This is a genomic window from Enterobacter cloacae complex sp. ECL72, from assembly GCF_019056635.1.
Lineage (GTDB): Bacteria > Pseudomonadota > Gammaproteobacteria > Enterobacterales > Enterobacteriaceae > Enterobacter > Enterobacter hormaechei_C.
The window spans coordinates 3,538,274-3,562,780 of record NZ_CP077659.1 but is presented as its reverse complement, the minus strand read 5'-3'; the positions used below and the strand labels follow the sequence as shown (position 1 = coordinate 3,562,780).

General features: G+C 56.2%; 20 protein-coding genes and 1 riboswitch. Of the genes, 10 read left to right on the top strand and 10 right to left on the bottom strand.

What is annotated here, in order from left to right; all coding sequences use genetic code 11:
* The first annotated feature begins 95 nt into the window (after window positions 1-95).
* From KTH07_RS17190 to hldE, 3 genes are read left to right on the top strand one after another with little or no spacing between them, the layout of a single operon-like run.
* A complete protein-coding gene (locus tag KTH07_RS17190) occupies window positions 96-1,397 on the top strand; it encodes an inorganic triphosphatase (RefSeq protein WP_017384034.1) in 1,302 nt (433 codons plus the stop codon).
* Between the two features lie 21 nt (window positions 1,398-1,418).
* The gene (gene glnE, locus KTH07_RS17185) at window positions 1,419-4,274 is read left to right on the top strand and encodes a bifunctional [glutamate--ammonia ligase]-adenylyl-L-tyrosine phosphorylase/[glutamate--ammonia-ligase] adenylyltransferase (RefSeq protein WP_023304442.1); all 2,856 of its coding nucleotides are present in this window, start codon (window positions 1,419-1,421) and stop codon (window positions 4,272-4,274) included.
* 40 nt (window positions 4,275-4,314) lie between these two features.
* On the top strand, window positions 4,315-5,745 hold the full coding sequence (gene hldE / locus KTH07_RS17180) for a bifunctional D-glycero-beta-D-manno-heptose-7-phosphate kinase/D-glycero-beta-D-manno-heptose 1-phosphate adenylyltransferase HldE (protein ID WP_015571898.1): 1,431 nt from the start codon (window positions 4,315-4,317) through the stop codon (window positions 5,743-5,745).
* 99 nt (window positions 5,746-5,844) lie between these two features.
* Here hldE and ubiK read toward each other — a convergent pair whose 3' ends face one another.
* On the bottom strand, window positions 5,845-6,141 hold the full coding sequence (gene ubiK / locus KTH07_RS17175) for a ubiquinone biosynthesis accessory factor UbiK (RefSeq protein WP_000566823.1): 297 nt from the start codon (window positions 6,139-6,141) through the stop codon (window positions 5,845-5,847).
* 120 nt (window positions 6,142-6,261) lie between these two features.
* Window positions 6,262-6,412: riboswitch (FMN riboswitch) on the top strand.
* Window positions 6,413-6,517: 105 nt separating this feature from the next.
* Here ubiK and ribB point away from each other — a divergent pair.
* On the top strand, window positions 6,518-7,171 hold the full coding sequence (ribB, locus tag KTH07_RS17170) for a 3,4-dihydroxy-2-butanone-4-phosphate synthase (protein ID WP_015571897.1): 654 nt from the start codon (window positions 6,518-6,520) through the stop codon (window positions 7,169-7,171).
* A gap of 44 nt (window positions 7,172-7,215) precedes the next feature.
* On the opposite strand, the gene KTH07_RS17165 is transcribed toward ribB, so the two are convergent.
* The 5 genes from KTH07_RS17165 to zupT all read right to left on the bottom strand — a co-directional run bounded on the left by KTH07_RS17165 (window position 7,216) and on the right by zupT (window position 13,153).
* Window positions 7,216-8,277, bottom strand: a complete 1,062-nt coding sequence (locus tag KTH07_RS17165; RefSeq protein ID WP_017384036.1) for a fimbrial protein — start codon at window positions 8,275-8,277, stop codon at window positions 7,216-7,218.
* Window positions 8,261-9,022, bottom strand: a complete 762-nt coding sequence (locus KTH07_RS17160) for a molecular chaperone (protein WP_023295458.1) — start codon at window positions 9,020-9,022, stop codon at window positions 8,261-8,263. Before KTH07_RS17160 ends, KTH07_RS17165 begins: the two co-directional genes overlap by 17 nt.
* Before the next feature lie 9 nt (window positions 9,023-9,031).
* Window positions 9,032-11,476 (bottom strand): fimbria/pilus outer membrane usher protein, encoded by a 2,445-nt coding sequence (locus tag KTH07_RS17155; RefSeq protein WP_217310951.1) that lies wholly within the window; start codon window positions 11,474-11,476, stop codon window positions 9,032-9,034.
* A gap of 76 nt (window positions 11,477-11,552) precedes the next feature.
* Window positions 11,553-12,113, bottom strand: coding sequence for a fimbrial protein (locus KTH07_RS17150; protein ID WP_015571893.1), 561 nt, complete (start codon window positions 12,111-12,113; stop codon window positions 11,553-11,555).
* 266 nt (window positions 12,114-12,379) lie between these two features.
* On the bottom strand, window positions 12,380-13,153 hold the full coding sequence (zupT, locus tag KTH07_RS17145) for a zinc transporter ZupT (protein WP_015571892.1): 774 nt from the start codon (window positions 13,151-13,153) through the stop codon (window positions 12,380-12,382).
* A 130-nt stretch (window positions 13,154-13,283) separates the two neighbouring features.
* On the opposite strand from zupT, the gene ygiD reads away from it, so the two are divergent.
* Complete coding sequence (ygiD, locus tag KTH07_RS17140) at window positions 13,284-14,072, top strand: 4,5-DOPA dioxygenase extradiol (RefSeq protein WP_017692656.1); 789 nt, start codon at window positions 13,284-13,286, stop codon at window positions 14,070-14,072.
* A gap of 82 nt (window positions 14,073-14,154) precedes the next feature.
* Here ygiD and KTH07_RS17135 read toward each other — a convergent pair whose 3' ends face one another.
* From KTH07_RS17135 to tolC, 3 genes are all read right to left on the bottom strand, one after another.
* Window positions 14,155-15,315, bottom strand: coding sequence for a glutathionylspermidine synthase family protein (locus KTH07_RS17135; RefSeq protein ID WP_017384039.1), 1,161 nt, complete (start codon window positions 15,313-15,315; stop codon window positions 14,155-14,157).
* A gap of 2 nt (window positions 15,316-15,317) precedes the next feature.
* Window positions 15,318-15,983, bottom strand: coding sequence for a DUF1190 family protein (locus KTH07_RS17130; protein WP_003862522.1), 666 nt, complete (start codon window positions 15,981-15,983; stop codon window positions 15,318-15,320).
* A gap of 194 nt (window positions 15,984-16,177) precedes the next feature.
* A complete protein-coding gene (gene tolC / locus KTH07_RS17125) occupies window positions 16,178-17,656 on the bottom strand; it encodes an outer membrane channel protein TolC (RefSeq protein ID WP_017384041.1) in 1,479 nt (492 codons plus the stop codon).
* Window positions 17,657-17,859: 203 nt separating this feature from the next.
* Here tolC and nudF point away from each other — a divergent pair, with 203 nt between their 5' ends.
* The 5 genes from nudF to parE are packed head-to-tail and all read left to right on the top strand — an operon-like array spanning window position 17,860 to window position 22,268.
* Complete coding sequence (gene nudF, locus KTH07_RS17120; RefSeq protein ID WP_017384042.1) at window positions 17,860-18,492, top strand: ADP-ribose diphosphatase; 633 nt, start codon at window positions 17,860-17,862, stop codon at window positions 18,490-18,492.
* Entirely contained in the window at window positions 18,489-18,911 is a 423-nt protein-coding gene (locus KTH07_RS17115) for a DUF1249 family protein (RefSeq protein WP_032619008.1), read from the top strand. The genes nudF and KTH07_RS17115 overlap by 4 nt, the downstream gene beginning before the upstream one ends.
* A 27-nt stretch (window positions 18,912-18,938) precedes the next feature.
* Window positions 18,939-19,766, top strand: coding sequence for a 3',5'-cyclic-AMP phosphodiesterase (cpdA, locus tag KTH07_RS17110; protein ID WP_017384043.1), 828 nt, complete (start codon window positions 18,939-18,941; stop codon window positions 19,764-19,766).
* The gene (gene yqiA, locus KTH07_RS17105) at window positions 19,766-20,347 is read left to right on the top strand and encodes an esterase YqiA (RefSeq protein ID WP_015571888.1); all 582 of its coding nucleotides are present in this window, start codon (window positions 19,766-19,768) and stop codon (window positions 20,345-20,347) included. Before cpdA ends, yqiA begins: the two co-directional genes overlap by 1 nt.
* Window positions 20,348-20,375: 28 nt before the next feature.
* Window positions 20,376-22,268, top strand: coding sequence for a DNA topoisomerase IV subunit B (parE, locus tag KTH07_RS17100; protein ID WP_017384044.1), 1,893 nt, complete (start codon window positions 20,376-20,378; stop codon window positions 22,266-22,268).
* A gap of 85 nt (window positions 22,269-22,353) precedes the next feature.
* Here parE and KTH07_RS17095 read toward each other — a convergent pair whose 3' ends face one another.
* Window positions 22,354-24,483, bottom strand: coding sequence for a TonB-dependent siderophore receptor (locus KTH07_RS17095; RefSeq protein WP_015571887.1), 2,130 nt, complete (start codon window positions 24,481-24,483; stop codon window positions 22,354-22,356).
* Window positions 24,484-24,507 lie beyond the last annotated feature (24 nt).

Sequence of the window (24,507 nt, the reverse complement as noted above, 5' to 3'; positions counted from 1 at the left end):
GGCAATTTGGCGCAAAATACTATGTACTGACAAACAAATGGCGAGGAAGTTCGCCTTCATCGACGCGTCTGTGACGCACGCAAAAGTACAAGGCTATGGCACAAGAGATCGAATTAAAGTTTATCGTCGAAAAAGACAGCGCTGACGCGCTCCGCCAGCATCTGAATACGCTGTCCGGCGAGCACCATGAACCCGTACAGCTGCTCAACATCTATTACGAAACGCCGGACAACTGGCTGCGCAACCACGATATGGGCCTGCGCATCCGGGGTGCGAACGGGCGCTACGAGATGACGATGAAAATCGCCGGTCGCGTGGTGGGCGGTTTGCACCAGCGTCCGGAATACAATATCGACATCAGTAAGCCAGAACTTGAGCTGGATCGTTTTCCGGCGGAAGTGTGGCCGGAAGGAACGCTGCCCGCAACGCTGTCGGCAGAGGCGCAACCGCTGTTCAGCACCGATTTCTGGCGCGAAAAATGGCTGGTGACGGAAGGCAAGAGCCGCATTGAGATCGCGTTTGATCGGGGTGAAATTAAGGCGGGTGAAGAGCAGGAGCCGATCTGCGAATTGGAACTCGAACTGCTGGAAGGCGAGGCGAGCGACGTGCTGAAGCTGGCGCACAAGCTGGTGAACCAGCCTGGCCTGCGTCAGGGCAGCCTGAGTAAAGCGGCACGCGGCTATCACCTGGCCGCCGGGAATGCGCCGCGCGTGCTGCGAGAAACCCCGATTCTGCGCGTTGTGCCGAAAGCCTCCGTTGAGCAGGGCATGGAAGCGGCGCTGGAGCTGGCGCTCTCTCAGTGGCAGTACCACGAGGAGCTGTGGGCGCGTAACGTGAAAAATGCCAAAAAACAGGTGCTGGCCGCTATGGGGCTGGTGCGTCATACCCTGACGCTCTTTGGCGGCATTGTACCGCGTAAAGCCAGCACTCACTTACGTGATTTGCTCACTCAAACCGAAACGCTGATGCTTTCCGACGTGTCGGCACAAACGGCGATCTACAGCCCGCAAAACGCCGGCGCGAAACTGGCGCTGACCGAGTTTCTGGTGACGCGCGGCTGGCGCACGTTCCTCGATGCGAAAGGGCAGACCAAAATCGCGGAAAACTTCAAACGTTTTGCGGATATCCACCTCTCCCGTCACGCGGCCGAGCTGAGAACCACCTTTGCGCATCCGCTGGGCGACCAGTATGGCGATCAGCTTCCCCGCCTGGCGCGTAACATCGACAGCATGTTGCTGCTGTCAGGTGCGTATGAGGGCGTGAAGGCGCAGGCCTGGCTGGAGAACTGGCAGGGGCTGAAGCATGCCATAGAGACCCGTCAGCAGATCGAAATCGAGCATTTCCGCAACGAGGCCATTTCGCAGGATCCGTACTGGCTGCACAGCGGAAAACGTTAATTCTGGCAAGGAACCCCTGATATGCCGCTTTCTTCGCAGTTACAGCAGCACTGGCAGACCGTTTGCGAACGCCTGCCTGAGTCGTTACCCGCGTCATCGTTAAGCGAGCAGGCGAAAAGCGTGCTCACGTTCAGTGATTTTGTGCAGGAGAGCGTCAGCGCCAACCCGGACTGGCTGGCAGAGCTGGAAAGCGCGCCGCCGCAGGCTGACGAGTGGCGGCATTATGCTGGCTGGCTGCAAACCGCGCTGGCAGAGGTGGCAGACGAAGCCACGCTGATGCGCGTACTGCGTCAGTTCCGCCGCCGGGTGATGGTACGCATTGCCTGGGCGCAGGCGCTGGAGCTGGTGAGCGAAGAGAGTACCTTGCAGCAGTTGAGCGAGCTGGCGCAGACGTTGATTGTCGCCGCGCGGGACTGGCTCTACGCCGCCTGCTGTAAAGAGTGGGGCACGCCGTGCAGCGAAGACGGGGTTCCGCAACCGCTGTTGATTCTGGGGATGGGCAAGCTGGGCGGCTGCGAGCTCAATTTCTCCTCAGACATCGATCTGATTTTTGCCTGGCCGGAGAACGGCTCCACGCGCGGCGGTCGTCGCGAGCTGGACAACGCCCAGTTCTTTACTCGCCTGGGGCAGCGGCTGATTAAGGCACTGGATCAGCCCACCCAGGATGGTTTTGTCTACCGCGTGGATATGCGTTTGCGTCCGTTTGGCGACAGCGGTCCGCTGGTGCTGAGCTTTGCCGCGCTGGAAGATTATTACCAGGAGCAGGGTCGCGACTGGGAGCGTTACGCGATGGTCAAAGCGCGGATCATGGGTGACAGCGACGATGCCTGGGCCAACGAGCTGCGCGCCATGCTGCGCCCGTTTGTGTTCCGCCGCTACATCGACTTCAGCGTGATCCAGTCCCTGCGAAATATGAAAGGGATGATTGCCCGCGAGGTGCGTCGCCGTGGCCTGAAAGACAACATCAAGCTCGGCGCGGGCGGTATTCGTGAGATCGAATTTATCGTCCAGGTCTTCCAGCTAATACGCGGCGGGCGTGAACCTTCTCTGCAATCCCGCTCGCTGCTGCCGACCCTGAGCGCTATCGAACAGCTGCATCTGCTGCCGGAAGGCGATGCGCAAACGCTGCGTGACTCTTATCTCTTCCTGCGTCGTCTGGAAAATTTGCTGCAAAGTATCAACGACGAACAGACCCAGACGTTACCGGGCGACGAGCTGAACCGGGCGCGTCTGGCCTGGGGGATGCGGGTGGATGACTGGGCGGCGCTGACGGAACGGCTGGAAGCGCATATGGCGGGCGTGCGCCGCATCTTTAACGATCTGATCGGCGACGACGAAAGTGAATCGCAGGACGATGCGCTCTCCGAGCACTGGCGCGAGCTGTGGCAGGACGCGCTCCAGGAAGATGACACCACGCCGGTGCTGGCGCACTTAAGCGACGATGCCCGCCATCGCGTGGTGGCGCTGATTGCCGATTTCCGCTTCGAACTGAACAAACGCGCCATTGGCCCGCGCGGTCGTCAGGTGCTGGATCATCTGATGCCGCATCTGCTGAGCGATGTCTGCTCCCGCGAGGATGCGCCGGTGCCGCTGTCGCGCATGATGCCGCTGCTGAGCGGGATCGTCACGCGTACCACTTACCTTGAGCTGTTAAGCGAGTTTCCCGGCGCGCTGAAGCACCTGATTTCCCTCTGCGCCGCCTCGCCGATGGTGGCGAACAAGCTGGCGCGTTATCCGCTGCTGCTGGACGAACTGCTCGACCCGAATACGCTGTATCAGCCTACGGCGACGGATGCCTACCGCGACGAGCTGCGTCAGTATCTGCTGCGCGTACCGGAAGAGGACGAAGAGCAACAGCTTGAGGCGCTGCGTCAGTTTAAGCAGGCGCAGATGCTGCGCGTGGCGGCGGCAGATATCGCCGGTACCCTGCCGGTAATGAAAGTGAGCGATCACTTAACCTGGCTGGCGGAAGCGATCATCGACGCGGTTGTCCATCAGGCGTGGGTGCAGATGGTGGCCCGCTACGGGCAGCCGAAACACCTTGCAGAGCGCGAAGGCCGCGGTTTTGCGGTGGTGGGTTACGGCAAGCTGGGCGGCTGGGAGCTGGGCTACAGCTCCGATCTGGATCTGATTTTCCTCCACGACTGTCCGGCAGACGTCATGACCGACGGCGAACGTGAGATTGACGGGCGGCAGTTCTACCTGCGTCTGGCCCAGCGCATTATGCACCTGTTCAGCACCCGCACCTCATCCGGCATTCTGTATGAAGTGGATGCGCGTCTGCGCCCGTCCGGCGCGGCAGGCATGCTGGTCACCTCGACGGAGGCTTTCGCCGACTATCAGAAGAACGAAGCCTGGACGTGGGAGCATCAGGCGCTGGTGCGCGCCCGCGTGGTATACGGCGATCCGCAGCTCAAAACGCAGTTCGATGCGATCCGCAAGGCGGTCATGACGACCCCGCGCGAGGGCAGTACGCTGCAAACCGAAGTGCGGGAAATGCGGGAGAAGATGCGCGCGCACCTTGGCAACAAACATCGCGATCGCTTTGATATTAAAGCCGATGAAGGCGGCATTACCGATATCGAGTTTATCACTCAGTACCTGGTGCTGCTGCACGCGCACGATAAGCCGAAGCTGACCCGCTGGTCGGATAACGTGCGCATACTGGAACTGCTGGCGCAGAACGACATTATGGATGAGCAGGAGGCGCAGGCATTAACCCGCGCCTACACCACGCTGCGTGATGAGTTGCACCATCTGGCCTTACAGGAACAGCCGGGCCATGTGGCGCTGGACTGTTTCGCCGATGAACGCGCGCAGGTGACCACAAGCTGGCAGAAGTGGCTGGTGGAACCGTGCGTAACAAAACAAGTGTGATATTATCGCGCGCAAATTGTGAATCTTTCTGGAGTCAGGAATGAAAGTAACACTGCCAGAGTTTGAACGTGCTGGAGTTATGGTTGTCGGTGATGTGATGCTGGATCGCTACTGGTATGGGCCGACCAGCCGTATCTCTCCGGAAGCGCCGGTGCCGGTAGTTAAGGTCGACACCATTGAAGAGCGTCCAGGCGGCGCGGCAAACGTGGCGATGAACATAGCCTCGCTGGGCGCGCATTCGCGTCTGGTGGGCCTGACCGGCATTGACGATGCGGCGCGCGCCCTGAGTCAGTCGCTGGCGGACGTGAACGTGAAGTGCGACTTCGTTTCTGTTCCGACCCACCCAACCATCACCAAGCTGCGCGTCCTGTCGCGTAACCAGCAGCTGATCCGCCTCGATTTCGAAGAAGGATTCGAAGGCGTTGATCCTGAGCCGCTGCACGAGCGTATTAGCCAGGCGCTGGGCAATATCGGCGCGCTGGTGCTGTCTGATTATGCCAAAGGCGCGCTGGCGAGCGTGCAGACCATGATCCAGCTGGCGCGTAAAGCCAGCGTACCGGTGCTGATCGATCCGAAAGGCACCGATTTTGAGCGCTATCGCGGCGCAACCCTGCTGACGCCAAACCTCTCTGAATTCGAAGCGGTGGCGGGCAAGTGCAAAACTGAAGAAGAGCTGGTTGAGCGCGGCATGAAAATCATCGCTGATTTCGAGCTGTCTGCGCTGCTGGTGACCCGTTCCGAGCAGGGCATGACGCTGCTGCAACCGGGCAAGGCGCCGCTGCATATGCCAACCCAGGCGCAGGAAGTGTACGACGTGACCGGTGCCGGTGATACGGTGATTGGCGTGCTGGCGGCGACGCTGGCGGCGGGTAACTCCCTGGAAGAAGCATGCTACTTCGCGAACGCCGCGGCGGGCGTGGTCGTTGGTAAACTCGGGACCTCCACCGTTTCGCCAATCGAGCTGGAAAACGCGGTGCGTGGGCGTGCGGATACCGGCTTTGGCGTCATGACCGAAGACGAGCTGAAAGTGGCCGTTGCTGCCGCGCGCAAACGCGGTGAAAAAGTAGTGATGACTAACGGTGTGTTCGACATCCTGCATGCGGGTCATGTCTCGTATCTGGCGAATGCGCGCAAGCTGGGCGATCGTCTGATTGTGGCGGTCAACAGCGATGCCTCAACCAAACGTCTGAAGGGTGAAACGCGTCCGGTGAACCCGCTGGAGCAGCGTATGATCGTGCTCGGCGCGCTGGAAGCGGTGGACTGGGTGGTCTCATTTGAAGAAGACACCCCGCAGCGCCTGATTGCCGGAATTCTGCCTGACCTGCTGGTGAAGGGCGGTGATTACAAACCAGAGCAAATCGCAGGTAGCGAAGAGGTCTGGGCAAATGGTGGTGAAGTGATGGTGCTCAACTTTGAGGACGGGTGTTCAACCACCAACATCATTAAGAAGATCCAGAAAGACAGTCAGTAAAAAACGGGCCAACAGGCCCGTTTTTTTATGTCGGGTGGCGGCTGCGCCTTACCCGACCTACGCGTTCATGTAGCCGCCACCGGGCACAGCAGGCCGCACTTATGCCTGGTCATCCACCGGTGGAATAGCTGGCGCTGGCTTCACTTCTTCCGGCGCATTGCGGCTCTCCAGCTCGCTCAGACGCTGTTCCAGCAGCGCCAGTTTCTCGCGGGTGCGCAGCAGCACCTGAGTCTGCACATCAAACTCTTCGCGGCTGACTAAATCAAGGCGAACCAACTGTGCCTGCAACGTCTGGCGGATTTTCTTCTCAACGTCATCACCAAACTCACGAATACCTTTCGGCATGGACTCATGAACCTGACGCGCGATCTGCTCAATTTTCTTTGGGTCAATCATTGTCGTTTCCCTTGATGAAAAGGTGTTAGTGCCTATTGTAGCGCGTCATGCCGTGGGTTAAACAAAATTGTTTGAAGCTTATGCATTGCCCAGGGTAATCAATAGCGTTATAGTTATCTCGCTTATTCTCAGGGCGGGGCGAAATTCCCCACCGGCGGTAAATCAGCTTAACGCTGAAAGCCCGCGAGCGCTTTGGGTGAATTCTCAAAGGTCAGCAGATCCGGTGTAATTCCGGGGCCGACGGTTAGAGTCCGGATGGGAGAGAGTAACGATCCAGTCGGGCATGGCCCGCTCACGTTATTTTTTTGCCGCTAGTACGGCGCTCCTAAGACTGCCCTGATTCTGGTAACCATAAAGTTAATGAGGTTTTTTTACCATGAATCAGACGCTACTTTCCTCTTTTGGCACTTCAACTCAACGTGTTGAACATGCACTGGATGCACTGCGCGAAGGCCGCGGTGTGATGGTGCTTGATGATGAAAACCGTGAAAACGAAGGCGACATGATTTTTGCCGCCGAGAACATGACCGTTGAGCAGATGGCGCTGACCATCCGTCACGGTAGCGGCATCGTATGCCTGTGCATCACCGAAGACCGTCGCAAGCAGCTTGATCTGCCGATGATGGTTGAAAACAACACCAGCGCCTTTGGTACCGGCTTCACCGTGACCATTGAAGCAGCGCATGGCGTAACCACCGGTGTGTCGGCGGCTGACCGCCTGACTACCGTGCGTGCAGCGATTGCTGATGGTGCGAAACCATCCGATCTGCACCGCCCTGGTCACGTCTTCCCGCTGCGCGCGCAGCCGGGCGGCGTGCTGACCCGTGGTGGTCATACCGAAGCGACCATCGATCTGGTGACGCTGGCTGGCTTCAAACCCGCAGGCGTGCTGTGCGAACTGACCAACGATGATGGCACCATGGCGCGCGCGCCGGAGTGCATCACCTTTGCGCGTCTGCACAATATGCCAGTGGTGACGATTGAAGATCTGGTTGAGTACCGCCGCGCGCACGAGCGCAAAGCCAGCTGAACATGCTGATGTGAAAAAGCCGGGGAAACCCGGCTTTGTTGTTTCTAGTGGTAGTTAATTTTGAACAGTACCACGGTTTCAAACGGCCCGGACTGAATCGCTTTCCCTTCCTCCCGTGAAAGTTCAGCCGTGTAGTTTTGCTCAACATTCATCTTATCGCCCGTAAAATCGGCGTACTCCTTGTACTGGTTAAAGGTGTAAGGCTCCGTTCCGTTAAGAATACGCAGCTTTAACCCATTCCCTATCAGTACTGCGGTGTCGTCTGCGCTAAGCGTTTCGGTTGTGTAAAACGACGAGTCCATCTTAAATCCGTCCGAGCACTGGGCATCCTGCACTTTGGTGGTTCGTATTGAAAACGTGCGCATACGCGTCTGCTGATTCACAATGTCGCGCGCGCTGAAGGCGCCGAAGTCGATCTCCTGATTTTCAGGGAAAATGCTAAACGTCGCTCCACAATCAAGCACCGTAATGTTTTGCAGTCCGTTGATGTGATACTTGAGGTTCTTCGCGTCGGCCATCTGATTAACGCCACCCTTACCGTCAAACTGCACAACGATGTAATCGCTGAGCGAACTGATATAACCATGTGGCGGCATAGCCTTAATTCGCACGAAAAGTCGTAATCGGGCGACGAACGTGCGTGAAATATGGATATCATCCGGATTGCCGGAGCAGATGCGATTCTCCCAACCCATCTGGCGGATTTGATCCGCGGTGTAAATGGTGATGTTATCGTTGTCCAGGCACTGGCGGGTATCCACGCCGTTGGGCTGGCCCGTGGCATCGTAATCTATGCCTTCATAGGTGACGCCCAGTTCATAATAGGGATCGGTTGCGGCAGGATAAGGGTTCACCCATGCAAAGACATCTTCCGGCTCAAAATTGCTCGTGACGTTGTTATCACACGTCACCGGAATTTTAATGTCATCAGACTCCCATATTTTTTGACCAACCTGAGCGTTGCTGGGTATCGCAAAAGGGGTGATCGTTTTTGTCTCCTCGACGGGGCCGCCAGATCCACCCAGATAGCAGTTAAGCGCCAGCGCATCTTTCAAAGGCAGCGCTGAAAGCAGCAGTGTAAACAGGAAACTAGCGAGCTTTTGCATCTTTATCGATTTTCCGTTCGGTAAGTTTACATAGCGCCGTTCCGGTGCACTGCACGTCGACTTTTTTTAGGGCGCCGTAATCGTCGATATAGCCGATGCTGTAATAACTACCGTGGTAATCACCGGTAGAGGCGGTTGCCGTGGCGAAAGGCGCAATCATCAGACTGTCAAAACCCGGCAGCATGGTTTTGGCATTTTTGCTCAGCCACGCCAGCGTGATGTAGTACGGCGTAGGGTTGTGGACCGTGAGTCCTTTCGCGCTGGCGGTAATTTCCATGCGCATTTCAGCCAGTTCGCCGGATTTTTTGCTAATCGCTTCCGGACGCCAGAACAGCTTGATTCGGCTCTGCATGGCAACCTGCATCACGCTGCGCTCCTCGCTGGCGCTGATGCTTTTTGGCGGTACTTCACGCAGGTTGAAATAAAACAGCGATTCCCTGTCTTTTGGCAACTGGCGGGTGGCGGCTTGTTTAACAATTCTTACCTGCGACGAGGCGCCCGCTTCGATACGTTGAATGGGGGGAAGCGCCATAAAGTGCGCATCTTCTTTATGCCCCTTTTCATCTTCAATCCAGGAGAGCGCCAGATAAGGCAGCGCCTTGCTCTGGTTGTCCACTTTCAGGCTGCTGGCCTTGTCGCTTTCTGGAAAAACAATGCGCGTGCGGTCCAGATTAATGGCCGCATGGGTGGTAAATGCTGTGCTGATTAGCATCAGGCACAGGCTTTTAATCGGCGTTAATTTCATGATGATTTCTTACTGACACGGCAGTATCAACTGCATACTGTTTTCTAAGTGAGAAGGTAACGAGAAGCGACACTGTTGGTTGTCGCCCCATGTCACGCGAAACTGCTGTTCTGGCTCAACGGCGCCGAGCCAGACGTGGCCTTCATCGGCCACCATCCCAACCTGCAAATCGTTTGCTTCCAGGCGAACAATCGCCCCGAGCGGTGGCGTTCCTGATGACATCCGCAGAACACCTGCCACGTCCCGACCTGCACGCGTGGCAATCTGACGAAAACCAATGGCCCCCTCAGTCCAGGTTGAGGTCACGACGCGGTTGTCCACGTCCACGCCATCCGGAAGGTTGTTCATATTGATCTGCACGCTGGAGGGGGAATAGCTGGAGAATGACGGTAAAACGCCGATGCCAAAACGGTTGGTCTCATCTCGCGACATGTTCAGCGGGATATTGCCTACCCCGTCGGTGCTGACCATTACGCGGGGTTCATTACCGTAGCTGCGCCGGTGCAGCGCGGCGCCTTTCACCGTTGAGGTGAAGGAACCGCTCCAGCTTGCGCTGAGGGAGTTATATTCGTCAGCTTTATAGCTGCCGGAGAGATTAAGATCGCCGTACGCAGAATAATGCTGATAATTCCCGCTGAACTGCGCCCCGGAGTCTGGCTTCCCGCTCTCCGCGCCCGCGGAAACGCCCAAGGTGTTATTGCGATCCGACGTGTCGTACCACGACACGTTATGGCTCAGCGTGTCGCGGTTACGCAGGTCATAGTTAAGTCGATGATCGGGATCGAGCGGTACGCTGAGCGAGAGATAGAACTGAGTATCGTCACTTTCGTCTTTCTCATCGTAATGCGTTTTACTCCAGGACAGGGTTACGCCAAGGTTCTTCCAGCGGCCCATATCAAAGTTGTAGCCCGCCGTGATACTGCCGGTCGTGGAGGGTGAATCATTCCACCATGTCTGACGCAGCATATTGACGTACAGGTTCAGGGATAACGCCGAAATGTACTGGCTTGCCGTCACGCTCAGGGTTTGTTTTTCCGACTGGCGGTCACCGTCGTCATAATCAAGGTAGCGGGCGTAGCTCAAAAACTGTGGATCTGAGTAGCGGTAGCTGGCGAGCGTAAGCTGACTGCCGGTGGTATCGAAACGCTTGCTGTAGTTAATGCGATAGCTGTAACCCGTCTGGCTGCGCTGGTGTGGCAGCTGGCTGGTGGCCTGCGTGACGTCAAAAGAGAGCGCCCCCAGCCAGGCCATATTCTGGCCGATTCCGGCAGCGACGGAACGATAGCGGTCGCCATCGGCCAGCGTACCGCCATACAGGGAGGTGTGCGACAGCATGCCCCAGGAAAATTCGCCGCTCATGAAGGCGTTATCTTCAACGTCATGGGAGGCGCCCTGGCGCGCTTTACCCGCCGCGAGCTTGTAGCGCACCTGACCCTTGCGCGTTAAAAATGGTACGGATTCGGCCGAGACCTGGAAGGTGCTGACGCGTCCATCCTCTTCCGTGACTTTGACGTCCAGCGTGCCCTGAACCGACTGGTTAAGATCCTGAATAACAAAAGGACCTGGCGGCACTTTACTCTGGTAAATCACGCGATTGGCAAGGCTTACGGTTACCGTGGCGTTGGTTTGCGCTATCCCGGTAATCTGCGGGGCATAGCCGCGCAGCGACCATGGCAGCATACGTTCATCGCTGATTAGCGATGCGCCGGTGTAGGTAAAGGCGTCAAAAATTGCGGACTGGAAATCCGTTTCACCCAACGTCAGTTTCGCACCGATCGAGGGCAGAGGGCGGAACATATACACGCGTGAAAAACGTCCATTATGCTCCGAGCCTGCGTCAGTATGGCTTTGCGTGTACTGGTAATCGCTGCGTAGCCGCCACGCGCCCATGTTCGCGCCGGCGGTGCCATAGGTATTGGCGTTGTCATTGTTGCTGCCGCTATTGGGCTGATAATGGCTGGCAAAAAGATTGTAATCCAGCAGTACGCCCGGCACGCCGATGTCCCAGGTGGATGGCGGCATCCAGTCAACCGCACGGTATTGCAGCCACGCCTGGGGGATGGTCACTTTCAGGGTCTGGCTGCCTTGCTCAAAAGTAAATCGGATGTCGGGTCTGGCGGAGAAATCAACGCATCCCTCTTTCTCAGGCAAAGCGTGGCGAACGTCATCCTGCAACGCAAAGGTATCGACCAGCTCGGGGGGAATACAGACCTGAACGGCGTTATTTATTTCTCGCCAGCGAAGCTGCCAGCCATTTGCCAGCGGAATATCATTGACGGCAACCGTAACGAAATAGCTTCCCGGCGTAACCGATATTTGATCTTTAAACAGTGATAAATCGACGCTGCCGCGCTGATCTTTATCGATGGCGTTTATATTAAACTCGGTGGCAGAGGCAACTTTCGTCATTAACAGGGACGCAATGATGATTATCCATTGTAATTTGTATGTCATCATCCTGTTACTCGAGTAAATAGAGAGTGCCGACCGGTATGAATTACCAGTCGGCTGGTGCCGTGACGTAACAGAATTATTTGTACATCAGGACGTAGTTAGCCGTGGCTTCAACCTGGCCTGCCGTCGCAGTTTTACCTGTAGGGACTTCCATAACCGCTTTGAAATGCAGCGTCTGGGTGGTTGAACCCGCCAGCAACTCAACCTCGTTGGCCTCTCCCAGCGTGATAGCAGACTCCGCGTTATCCAGCAGACGCACCCCCACGTTCTGCGCACCGCTTGCATAGGTGTTGCTCATCAGGCTGGTATCCGCCGCGTCTGTCGCTGCGCTGGTAAAGGTCACATCCACTTTGGTAATTGGCGTGTCGGTCTCGTCTGCCGGATCGTCAAGCTGGCAGTTTTCCAGATTGATATCGACCGGTACCGGGGTAGATTTTTTGTTGGCGTTGATAACAGCCGTGGTCACTTCACCCAGATCGACTTCTTTATCAACGCTGTCTGGTGCGATACTGCACGGTGCGTCAATAACAATACCTTTGAATGTGATTTTTCCTGAGCCTTGATCATCTGCAAAAGCAGCACCCGATACAATGACTGCCATAGCCGTCGCTAACAGTAGTTTTTTACCCATATACATGAAAATATCCTTTTTCAGAGTGATTCATAATGTGAATATTAATTTCAGAATACTCGCGAAGTATACGAATTGGGGTGGGGAGACGCGATTAACATGACTTAAATATATTTTTAGATGGTTTTAATTAATATTTGCAGGCTATCTTAAGAGGCGTGGTTTTTCGGGATTTTAACAGGACTATATTTTTCAGGTTATTATAGGTGAAATATATAGGATTGTTTTTTTGAATAATATATAGCCTCCGTATAAAACGGAGGCATAAATTCTTAGCCAATACCGGCCGTTTGCAGCAGTACCAGACTCATCCCCATCACTGACATTCCACACAGTACGCCGTAGCTGGGGTTATTGTTGGGATCGATCTCTTTCGCCAGCGGCATCAGCTCATCGACAGAGAGCGCGACCATAATCCCGGCCACGGCAGCCATAATCGCAGCCATCACAATCGGGGAGACGAGGCTACCGAGGATCAGCCACGCCAGCACGCCGCCGAGAATTTCAGCCATCCCGGAGATACCCGCCCAAAAGACAGCCGTACGTTTTGAACCCGTGGCGGCATAAACGGGCCCGGCAACGGCAAGTCCTTCAGGAATATTGTGCAAAGCCACGGCCAGCGCCACACCAAAACCCATTTCCAGGTTGCTGCTGGCCGTGACATAGGTGGCGATACCTTCCGGAAAGTTATGCAGGCTGATACCCAGCGTCAGCAGAATGGCCGTGCGTTTGATATTGCCCGGGATGGGGGTAACGCTTTTTTGCATTAAATCCTGCGGGTGCGCGTGAGGAAGAATACGGTCAAGCGCAAAATAACCCAGCAGTCCAATGATAAACATGCCATAGCCCAGAACAGGCGACATACCTTCGGTGTGAAGCGCGGCGGGCAGCATCTCCATCAGCGAGATAAGCAGCATGATCCCGGCGGCGAAACCCAGCGAGAAGGCCAGAAGGCGATTAGAGGGTTTTTGCCCGAGTACCCCGAGGAACGCACCGATAAAGGTTGCGGCGCCCGCGAGTAAGGTCAAAATCAACGGTACTGACATGCATTCTCCTTAAGCGATATCTGACATTCAAATTTCCTGATGATGATCTTCACGGTTATCTGCGTTCATCTTCACCTGAATGCGCGTAATGTAGGCCCATCACATTGCCACCTCCTCTAAGGATATCACCATGTCTTCTTCTCGTATGCCAGCACTGTTTTTAGGCCATGGCAGCCCAATGAACGTCCTGGAAGATAACGTCTATACCCGCGCCTGGCGTCAACTGGGTGAGACGTTACCGCGTCCGAAGGCAATTGTGGTGGTCTCTGCGCACTGGTTTACCCGGGGTACCGGTGTGACGGCCATGGAAGCGCCAAAAACGATTCATGATTTTGGCGGCTTTCCGCAGGCGCTGTATGACACGCATTATCCTGCTCCGGGCTCCCCCGAGCTGGCGCAGCGGCTCGTTGATCTGCTCGCCCCTGTTCCGGTTGCGCTGGACAAAGAAGCCTGGGGCTTTGACCACGGCTCATGGGGGGTGTTGATCAAAATGTATCCGGATGCCGATATCCCGATGGTGCAACTGAGTATCGACAGCACCAAACCGGCTGCCTGGCACATGGAGATGGGGCGTAAGCTGGCTTCGCTTCGTGATGAGGGCATCATGCTGATTGCCAGTGGCAACGTGGTACACAATCTGCGTACGGTACGCTGGCACGGTGAAAATACGCCGTACCCCTGGGCAACAGCCTTTAATGACTATGTAAAAGACAACCTGACCTGGCAAGGGCCGGCCGAACGACACCCTTTGGTGAACTATCTGGATCACGACGGCGGTTCGCTCTCTAACCCGACGCCGGAACACTTCTTGCCATTGCTGTATGTACTAGGCGCGTGGGATGGTCAGGAGGTTATTACAATCCCGGTCGACGGTATTGAGATGGGGAGCTTGAGTATGCTGTCGGTGCAGGTGGGGTAAAAACATGTCGGGTGGCGGCTTCGCCTTACCCGACCTACATATTGAGCGTAGGCCCGGTAAGCGTAGCGCCACCGGGCAAGTCTTACTCGACGAAAATATGCGGGTAGAAACGCGACAGATCCTGCGTAATCAGCGCGCGATCTTCGCGAATGCCAATCCCGGCAGGCTGATCGTTAATAAGCCAGCTGCCGATCAACGTATAGCTGTCGCCAAACTTCGGCAGTTGATAAAACGCCTGGACGATCATCCCTTCTTCACCGTACGGCCCTTCAACCGCTTCCAGCGTTTTACCGTTTTCGATAATCGAGACGTTTGCCCCTTCACGGGAGAAGATTGGCTTAACAACGTATTTCTCCATCGGTGGGAAATCATCTTCAGCAAAGTAAGCAGGCAGCAGGTTCGGGTGATTCGGGAACATCTCCCACAGCATCGGCAGCAGGGCTTTATTGGAGATAATGCTCTTCCAGGCCGGTTCCAGCCAGCGCACGCCGGCGTCTTCCAGTTTGGTAGAGAACATTTCCCGCAGCATGTATTCCCACGGATAGAGCTTGAACAGGTTGCTGATGACCTGATCCTGCATGTCCGTAAACTGACCTTTTTCACCTAAACCGATATCTTCGATATAGAGGAATTCCGTCGCCACTTCCGCTTCGGCTGCGCAGTCCTGCAAATACTGAACCGTACCGCGATCTTCTTCGGTATCGCGGCAGCAGGCGAGGTGCAACAGGTTGAAACCGTGCTGTTCACGCAGTTCGACGAAACGCTCAATCAGCTTTTCCTGAAGGCTGTTGAACTGGTCGCTGCCTTCGGGCAAGTTTCCGGCATTCGCCTGATCTTCCAGCCAGATCCACTGGAAGAACGCGGCTTCGTACAGAGAGGTTGGTGTATCCGCGTTGTTTTCTAAAAGCTTCGGTTCACCCACGCCATCCCATGCCAGATCGAGGCGAGAGTAGAGCGAAGGCTGGTTCGTTTTCCAGGACTGACGAACAAAACTCCAGGTGTGCTTCGGAATGCGGAATTTGGTCATCAGCTCATCGCTGTCGATGACTTTTTCTACTACCTTCAGGCACATCTGGTGCAGCTCTGCGGTTACCTCTTCAAGCTTTTCGACCTGAGCGAGCGTGAGCTTATAGTAAGCATCTTCACACCAGTACGGCTCGCCGTACATGGTGTGAAAGTTGAAACCGTATTCGGTGGCTTTTTCGCGCCAGTCCGGGCGCTCAACAATACTGACTCGTTCCATGATCAGCCGCCCATTGAGCGAGTTGAGGAGCCGGTCGCACTACGCTGCATGGTGGTTTGTTTGGCAACAGACTCACCAAAGCCGCCACGGGTAATGGTGCTGGTGGTGGCTGGTTTCGGCGCCATTGCGGTTTTCGGTACGGTCATCGTACGGCCTGGCGTTGCAGCACCGTAACCCTTGCCGGTGGCATCGGTGTATTTACCGTAGGCCGGGCTGTTCGGGTTTTTGGAGCTAAACAGCGGCTGCTGCTGGTAGCCCGCACCGCCGCTCATCAAACGGCCCATCATATAACCCGCCATCAGCGGCATCCAGAAGCTGCCGCTGGACTGTGCCTGCGCCTGGTTTTCCGGTGCCATACCCGCCTGAGCAGGTGCCTGCTGGCACTGGCCTTCACCGAATTCGGCTACACAGTCTTCGCGAGAGGCATATTTCGGCGCGGTACGTTCCGCTTCTTTGAGGGCGTTGTTATAGGCCGTCGTACACTCAGCGGCTTTACCGGTTGCGCTCGCGCAGTCGTCGGCGTTTTGATACAGCGAAACCGTTTCGTCGTTTTGCTCACAGCCTGCCAGCATAAAGACGGCGGTGACCGCCAGCGCGACAGGTGTCAGGTGGCGTGCGTTCCAGCTTTTGCGGAACGACGCGTGATTCATCGTTTTTGTCCGTTTCATATTTGTCTTCCAGGACCCAGTGGTAATAACGCTCAGGATAGAGGATGAGTGGTTGAAAATGAAGCGAAGAGGGGCGAAATGCGGGGGATCTTTACGTTGGCTTACGTTCAGGTGTGATTTTGCGCCGGGTGGCGCTGTGCTTACCCGGCCTACGATTAAGTAGGCCCGATAAGCTCAGCGCCATCGGGCAAGGCCTAATGACGGAACGGATTCGTACCGCTGCTGGCAGGTGCGGTGCTACGCGCTGCCGCTGGCTGCGCAAGCGGGGCGCTGCTGTTAGGGGTGAAATTATCAACGGCGGCATCCTGCTGTGGATTTTCCGGCGCGACGCTGTCAGGCGACGTAGGGACCGGTTTGCCCAGCGTGCTGTTCAGCATTTGCAGATCCTGCTCGTTCAGCGTACCCAGCGCCTGCTTGATGTTCAGCTGGTTAATCAGATACTGATAACGTGCGCTGGAGAGCTGCTGTTTCGCGTTATACAGCGTGGTCGTTGCGTCTAACACGTCCACGATGGTACGCGTACCTACGGAGTAACCCGCTTCGTTCGCATCCAGTGAGCTCTGGGCAGAGACGACGGCCTGTTTATAGGCGTTGATGCTGCTGATAGAGGCATTTACGTTGTTGTAGGAAGAACGCACGGTCTGCACCACGTTGCGGTGTGCGCTTTCCAGCTGCTCGCTGGCACCCACAAAGTTGTACTGCGCCTGTTTAACCTGAGAGTTAACCATCCCGCCCTGGTACAGCGGCAGAGAGAAGCTCAGACCCACTTTGTTCTGGCCAACGTTGCTGTCGTCATAGGCCTGAGAGGTCGTTTTAGACCCGCTGTAGCTGGTGTCCGATACGCCGGTAGAGGCGCTCAGGCTCAGAGTTGGCAGGTGACCATCCTGTGCAAGACGGATCTGTTCGCGCGCCAGATCCTGGCTCAGGCGTGCCTGCAACAAGGTCAGGTTGCGGTTTTCCGCTTCTTTCAGCAGGGCGTTAACCGCCTGCGGTTTGTCCGTTTTGAAACTGTCCACGTTCAGAGAGGCCAGCTCAGGATAGTAGTTACCGGTGACCTGACGCAGTGCTTCCAGGGCGTTGTCGAGGTTGTTACGTGCGGTCACTTCGTTAGCCAGTACGGTATCGTACTGTGAACGGGCGTTCTGCACGTCAGTAATGGCGACCAGGCCCACGTTAAAACGCTGGGTGGTTTGATCTAACTGACGGTAAACCGCCTGTTTCTGCGCTTCGGTGTAGGAGAGGGCGTCAATCGCGCTCAGAACCTGGAAATAGGCGGTCGCGGTATTCAGGATCAGCGTCTGCTGATCGGTCTGATAGGTGACATCCTGAATGCCGGCGCTCTTTTCCTGCAAGCTCAGTTCCCGCCATTTGGACATGTCGAACAGGGTTTGTGTAAGCTGTAAAGAGGCGCTGGTGGCATTCGAATCGATGCCATTGTTATCGCGAAAACCGTTAGTGTAGGTATAATCTGCACCTAAGCCTAACTGCGGCAGCAGTGGACTACGTGCTTCGTTAATCTTTTCAAACGCAGCATCACGATCGGCCGCTGATTTACGTAAATCAGGGTTGCCCAGACGTGCCTGCTGGTAGACCTGTAACAGGTTTTCTGCCTGGCTCATTGCACTGAAGCCCGTCAGGCTCAGGCCGATAAGGATGGGGAGCAATTTCTTCATTTGCATTCCTTGTTGTGAAGCAGTATTAGCGCTGATCTAATTAAAAATAATTGCCGATTCTAACAGAATCATCCACACCAAAAGGTTGGCGTAACGTGCCATCTGGCGGTAATTTGCTCCAATCTACCATATAGCCATACAAACGGCAGCCAAACAGCCTTGAAATTCACAATTTCATCACCATTGCTACCAGGACTCGACCGATGCAAAAACCAGAAAACGTGCCTGTCACCTTCGCCAAAAACGATGTAGAAATTATTGCACGAGAAACGCTTTATAGCGGTTTTTTTTCAATGGAACTTTACCGTTTCAGGCATCGTCTGTTTAACGGTGAGATGAGCGGTGAAATCAAACGCGAAATTTTTGAGCGCGGGCATGCGGCTGTGTTGCTACCCTATGACCCTGTGCGTGATGAAGTGGTGCTGGTCGAACAGGTGCGTATTGCGGCTTATGATACCAGCGATACGCCATGGTTGCTGGAGATGGTGGCAGGGATGATCGAAGAAGGTGAGTCGGTCGAAGACGTCGCTCGCCGTGAGGCGCTGGAAGAGGCGGGCCTGGCGATCGGCCGGACGAAACCGGTGTTGAGCTACCTGGCAAGCCCGGGTGGGACAACGGAACGTTCATCTATTATGGTGGGCGAAGTGGACGCCAAGACAGCGGAAGGGATCCACGGTCTGGCAGATGAAAACGAAGATATTCGGGTTCATGTGGTGAGTCGGGAGCAGGCTTACCAGTGGGTAGAAGAGGGGAAAATCGACAACGCAGCGTCTGTCATCGCCCTGCAATGGCTACAGCTGCATTATCAGACATTACGACACGAGTGGAAAAAATGAAGCGTTATACACCTGACTTCCCAGAAATGATGCGCCTGTGCGAAACCAATTTCGCCCAGCTGCGCTGCCTGCTGCCGCGAAACGACGCGCCCGGCGAAACGGTGAGCTATCAGGTGAGCAACGCGCAGTATCGGTTAACGATAACAGAATCAACGCGCTACACTACGCTGGTGGAGATTGAGCAAACGGCGCCGAGCATCAGCTACTGGAGCCTGCCGTCGATGACGGTACGTCTTTATCATGACGCGATGGTCGCTGAAGTGTGTTCAAGCCAGCAGATCTTTCGCTTTAAAGCGCGGTATGATTACCCGAATAAAAAGTTGCATCAACGCGACGAAAAGCATCAAATTAACCAGTTTTTAGCCGACTGGCTAAGATATTGTTTAGCACATGGAGCAATGGCGATTCCGGTTTGTTAGCGTCATAAACCTACCTAAGGACACCATTTGGAAAGCCTGTTGAACCTGACTGTTGCTGGTGGGGCGCCAGTCAGGATATTACAAATCACCGACACCCACCTTTTTGCCGAAAAGCATGAGACGCTTCTGGGCGTGAACACCTGGGAGAGTTATCAGGCGGTTCTTGACGCGATCCATGCTGAAAAGCGGCCATGCGATCTGATCGTCGCGACGGGCGATCTGGCGCAGGATCAATCCTCCGCAGCCTATCAGCATTTTGCTGAAGGGATTGCGAGCTTTAGCGTGCCTTGCGTCTGGCTACCGGGCAATCACGATTTTCAACCCGCTATGTACAGTTCGCTTCAGGATGCGGGGATTTCACCGGCAAAATGTGTCTTTGCGGGGGACCAGTGGCAAATTCTGCTCCTCGACAGTCAGGTGTTTGGCGTTCCGCACGGTGAGTTGAGCGACTATCAGCTTGACTGGCTGGAGACAAAACTGGCCGCCGAACCGAATCGCAATACGCTGCTGTTGCTGCATCATCACCCGCTGCCGGCGGGCTGTAGCTGGCTCGATCAGCACAGCTTACGCAACTCTGCGGCGCTGGACGGCGTACTGGCGAAATTTCCGCGCGTGAAAAATTTGCTGTGCGGGCACATTCACCAGGAACAGGATCTCGACTGGAATGGTCGCCGCCTGCTCGCGACGCCCTCTACCTGCGTGCAGTTTAAGCCGCACTGCGCCAACTTTACGCTGGATACCATCGCACCGGGCTGGCGCTGGCTGGAACTGCATGCCGATGGCTCGCTGACCACCGAAGTTTGCCGTCTGACCGGGGCTCAATTCCGCCCGGATACCGCTTCGGAAGGCTATTGATGTCGACGCTTCTCTATCTGCATGGGTTTAACAGCTCACCACGATCGGCGAAAGCGACGCAGCTTCGCCAGTGGCTGAGCGCGAATCATCCCCACGTGGAGATGATTATTCCGCAGTTGCCCCCTTATCCGGCGGATGCGGCAGAGATGCTGGAATCGATCGTGCTTGAACACGGCGGCGAATCGTTTGGCGTTGTCGGGTCGTCGCTCGGCGGCTACTACGCCACCTGGCTGTCGCAGTGCTTTATGTTACCCGCTGTCGTCGTCAACCCGGCGGTCCGGCCATTTGAGCTGTTAAGGGACTTTCTTGGCGAAAACGAGAACCCCTACACCGGCCAACAATATGTGCTAGAGTCACGCCATATTTACGATCTCAAAGTTATGCAGGTCGACCCGCTTGAAGCGCCCGATCTTATCTGGCTGCTGCAACAGACGGGAGATGAAGTGCTGGATTACCGCCAGGCAGTGGCGTATTACGCATCCTGCCGCCAGACTGTAGAAGAGGGCGGTAACCATGCTTTCACGGGCTTTGAAGATCATTTCACCCAGATTGTCGATTTTCTTGGACTGCACAGCCACTGACAATCAATGCGAATTGCTAGCTTAAATCATGACGCAAACCTATAACGCTGATGCCATTGAGGTACTCACCGGGCTTGAGCCGGTTCGCCGCCGCCCGGGGATGTACACCGATACGACGCGCCCAAACCACCTGGGCCAGGAAGTAATTGATAACAGTGTGGACGAAGCGCTGGCAGGCCATGCCAGACGCGTGGACGTTATCCTGCACGCCGATCAGTCGCTGGAAGTTATCGACGACGGCCGCGGCATGCCGGTAGATATCCACCCGGAAGAGGGTGTTCCAGCCGTTGAGCTGATCCTCTGTCGTCTGCACGCGGGGGGTAAGTTCTCCAACAAAAACTACCAGTTCTCCGGCGGCTTGCACGGCGTGGGGATCTCCGTGGTTAACGCCCTGTCAAAGCGCGTGGAAGTGAACGTTCGTCGCGATGGCCAGGTGTATAACATCGCGTTTGAAAACGGCGAAAAAGTGCAGGATTTGCAGGTCGTCGGGACGTGCGGTAAACGCAACACCGGCACCAGCGTCCATTTCTGGCCTGACGAAAGCTTCTTCGACAGCCCACGCTTTTCCGTTTCTCGCCTGACGCACCTGCTGAAAGCCAAAGCGGTGCTGTGCCCGGGCGTGGAAATCACCTTTAAAGATCACGTAAACAACACCGAACAGAGCTGGCGCTACGAAAAGGGTCTGAACGACTACCTGTGCGAAGCGGTTAACGGCCTGCCGACCCTGCCGGAAAAACCGTTCGTCGGGAATTTCGAAGGTGACACCGAAGCGGTGGACTGGGCGCTGCTGTGGCTGCCGGAAGGCGGTGAGCTGCTGACGGAAAGCTACGTCAACCTGATCCCAACGCTGCTCGGCGGGACGCACGTCAACGGCCTGCGTCAGGGGCTGCTGGATGCGATGCGCGAGTTCTGCGAATACCGCAACATTCTGCCGCGCGGCGTGAAGCTTTCCGCAGAAGATATCTGGGACCGCTGCGCCTACGTGCTCTCCGTGAAGATGCAGGATCCGCAGTTTGCCGGTCAGACTAAAGAGCGCCTGTCGTCACGCCAGTGTGCGGCGTTCGTCTCCGGCGTGGTGAAAGATGCGTTTACCCTGTGGCTGAACCAGAACGTTCAGGCCGCAGAAATGCTGGCTGAAATGGCCATCTCCAGCGCCCAGCGTCGCCTGCGCGCGGCGAAGAAAGTGGTGCGTAAAAAGCTGACCAGCGGCCCCGCGCTGCCGGGCAAGCTGGCGGACTGTACCGCCCAGGATCTCAACCGCACCGAGCTGTTCCTGGTGGAAGGGGACTCGGCAGGCGGATCGGCCAAGCAGGCGCGCGATCGTGAATATCAGGCGATCATGCCGCTCAAGGGTAAGATCCTCAACACCTGGGAGGTCTCGTCTGATGAAGTGCTGGCCTCGCAGGAAGTACACGACATCTCCGTGGCGATCGGCATCGATCCGGACAGCGACGATCTGAGCCAGCTGCGCTACGGCAAGATCTGTATCCTCGCGGATGCGGACTCCGATGGTCTGCACATCGCCACGCTGCTCTGTGCGCTGTTCGTGAAGCACTTCCGCACGCTGGTGAAAAACGGTCACGTCCACGTGGCGCTGCCGCCGCTGTACCGTATCGACCTTGGCAAAGAAGTCTACTATGCGCTGACGGAAGAAGAGAAAGCGGGCGTGCTGGAGCAGCTCAAACGCAAGAAGGGCAAACCGAACGTTCAGCGCTTTAAAGGGCTGGGCGAGATGAACCCGATGCAGCTGCGTGAAACCACCCTGGATCCGAACACCCGCCGTCTGGTGCAGCTGACCATCAGCGATGAAGACGAACAGCAAACCAACGCCGTGATGGATATGCTGCTGGCCAAGAAACGTTCTGAAGACCGACGTAACTGGCTCCAGGAGAAAGGCGATATGGCGGATATTGAGGCCTGATGTCCCCTCACCCTAACCCTCTCCCACAGGGAGGGGGTTAGGATCGTAGGCCCGGTAAGCGTTAGCGCCACCGGGCTTTTTTACGTCAAAACTCCATCTTCACCGTAAACTGCACTTCACGCGGGTCGCCAATCTGGTTGCCCAGGTTGTTGGTCGCAATCGACGACGTGTAGTAGGTCTTATCGAACAGATTCTTCACGTTCACCTGTAGCGTCACCGGATATTGCAGCTTCATTTTGTACGCCGCAAATGCATCCGCCACGAAATAGCCCGGCAGATAATAATCCGCACCGTTAGTCGCTGAGCGGCGGCTTACGCCGTGCCCGCCGCCGCCAATTGTCAGCGTATTCCCGGCAAACGCATTGTGAATATCGTACGTCAGGAACAGGGAGCCGGTATGGCGCGGTACGTTCGGCAGCGGTTTGCCCGCGTAGTCCGGGTCTTCCAGCACCTTCGCATCGGTATAGCCGTAGCTGGCGATAATGTTGGTGTTCTCGGTCAGCGATCCGGCGAGATCCACTTCGACACCCTGCGAGCGCACGCGGCCCGCGGTTTTGGCGACGGTTTCATCACCGACGCTCTCGGTGTACAGCACGTTGCGCTTGTGGATATCAAACAGCGCGATGTTGGCGGTAATGCCGTCGAACAGGTCGAATTTAGCGCCTATTTCATACGCGTTCGACGTTTCCGGCGGCAGGTCGCCGATGTAGCTCGCAATGGACGACTGCGGCATAAACGTCTGGGAATAGTTGGCAAACAGGGAGACTGCCGGCGTGAGCTTGTATACCAGGCCCAGCTTCGGCGTCCACTGGTCGTCGCGGCTGTCGGTGTTGACGTTAAACGGACGGCCTTTGCCCGCGTACTGGGTGTAATACTGGTAGCGCAGTCCGGCAACGGCGATCCATTTATCGGTCAGGTACAGCGCGTCCTGCGCGTAGGCGGAGTAGCTCTCCTGCTTGATGGTTTGATCGCTGTCGGCTGCCGAGACGGTGGTGCACTTGCCGAGGCTGCCGTAGCTCGGGTTGTAAATATTGAAATCCTTAACGTTCTTACAACGGATCATGTCCGTGCGCAGCAGATCGTAATTCTCATACGACACGCCGGTCAGGATCTCATTGTAAAAGCCCGCGATGTCCACGTTCCCCTGCAAATCTGCCCGCGTTGTGTGCATACGCTGGGTCGAACCCTGGGTCGCATCCACGCGGCGGGTCAGGTTGCCGGTTTTTGAATCGTAGGCCATCACGCGAGCCTGGTTATCGCTGTACTTATCCTGGCTGTAGCTGTAGTCGAACTTCGCGGTCCACTGGCTGTTGAGCCGATACTCCGCGTTAAGCTGAGCGAGGTCGGACTGACCGTCGGTCACGTTAAATGGCTCATCAAAGCGGGTTTTGCGATCGACGTCGACGGCCTTTTTGGTGTTGAGATCGAAGATCGTTCCGCGATCGAACGGCGTTTTATAGTCGCGATGCGAATAGAGCACGGTCACGGTGGCATCATCGCCGAACCAGGTCAAAGACGGGGCGATAAAGGTGCTGCGTTCGGTGCCGAAATTACGCCAGTAATCCTCGTCCTGATACTCCCCCGTCAGGCGATAGGCCAGACGCGTACCTTCAATTGGACCGGTGACGTCAAACTGTCCGCTACCGCCGCCAAAGCTGGTTGATGTGGCAGAAATCGAGCCGCCGAAGGTTTTCTCCGGGCGTTTGGTCACCACGTTAATCAGGCCGCCGGGGTCGAGAATACCGTAAAGGGTCGAGGCCGGGCCTTTTAGCACCTCCACGCGCTCGGTTGCGGCATTGAAGCTGCGCGGCAGCACGGTGCGCAGGCCGTTGGTCATGATCGAGCCATCGCGGTTTGCGCCGAAGCCACGGCGCACGAAGGCATCCTGCGTGCCGCCCAGGGTGTTGGTCTGCACCACGTTGCTGACGTTATACAGCGCCTCGTCTAGCGTGGTCGCGTTTTGGTCTTCCAGCACTTTATCGCTGACGGTATTGACCACCTGCGGGATGTCCAGCATCGGCATGTTGGTCAGCGTGGCGGTGGAGGTGTTCAGGGGCTGATAGCCGCTGGTGGCGTCGGTGGAAGCGTAAGGATCGGCAGTGACGGTAAGCGTCTCACCGTCTTTTGCTGCTGCGTGCACCAGAGGCGCCATGAACAGGAGTGAAAAGAGCGCGCGCCCTTTTACCCCGGCGAATGAAGGTGTGAACTTAGCCATTACATCTGTTTTCCCAAAATATCC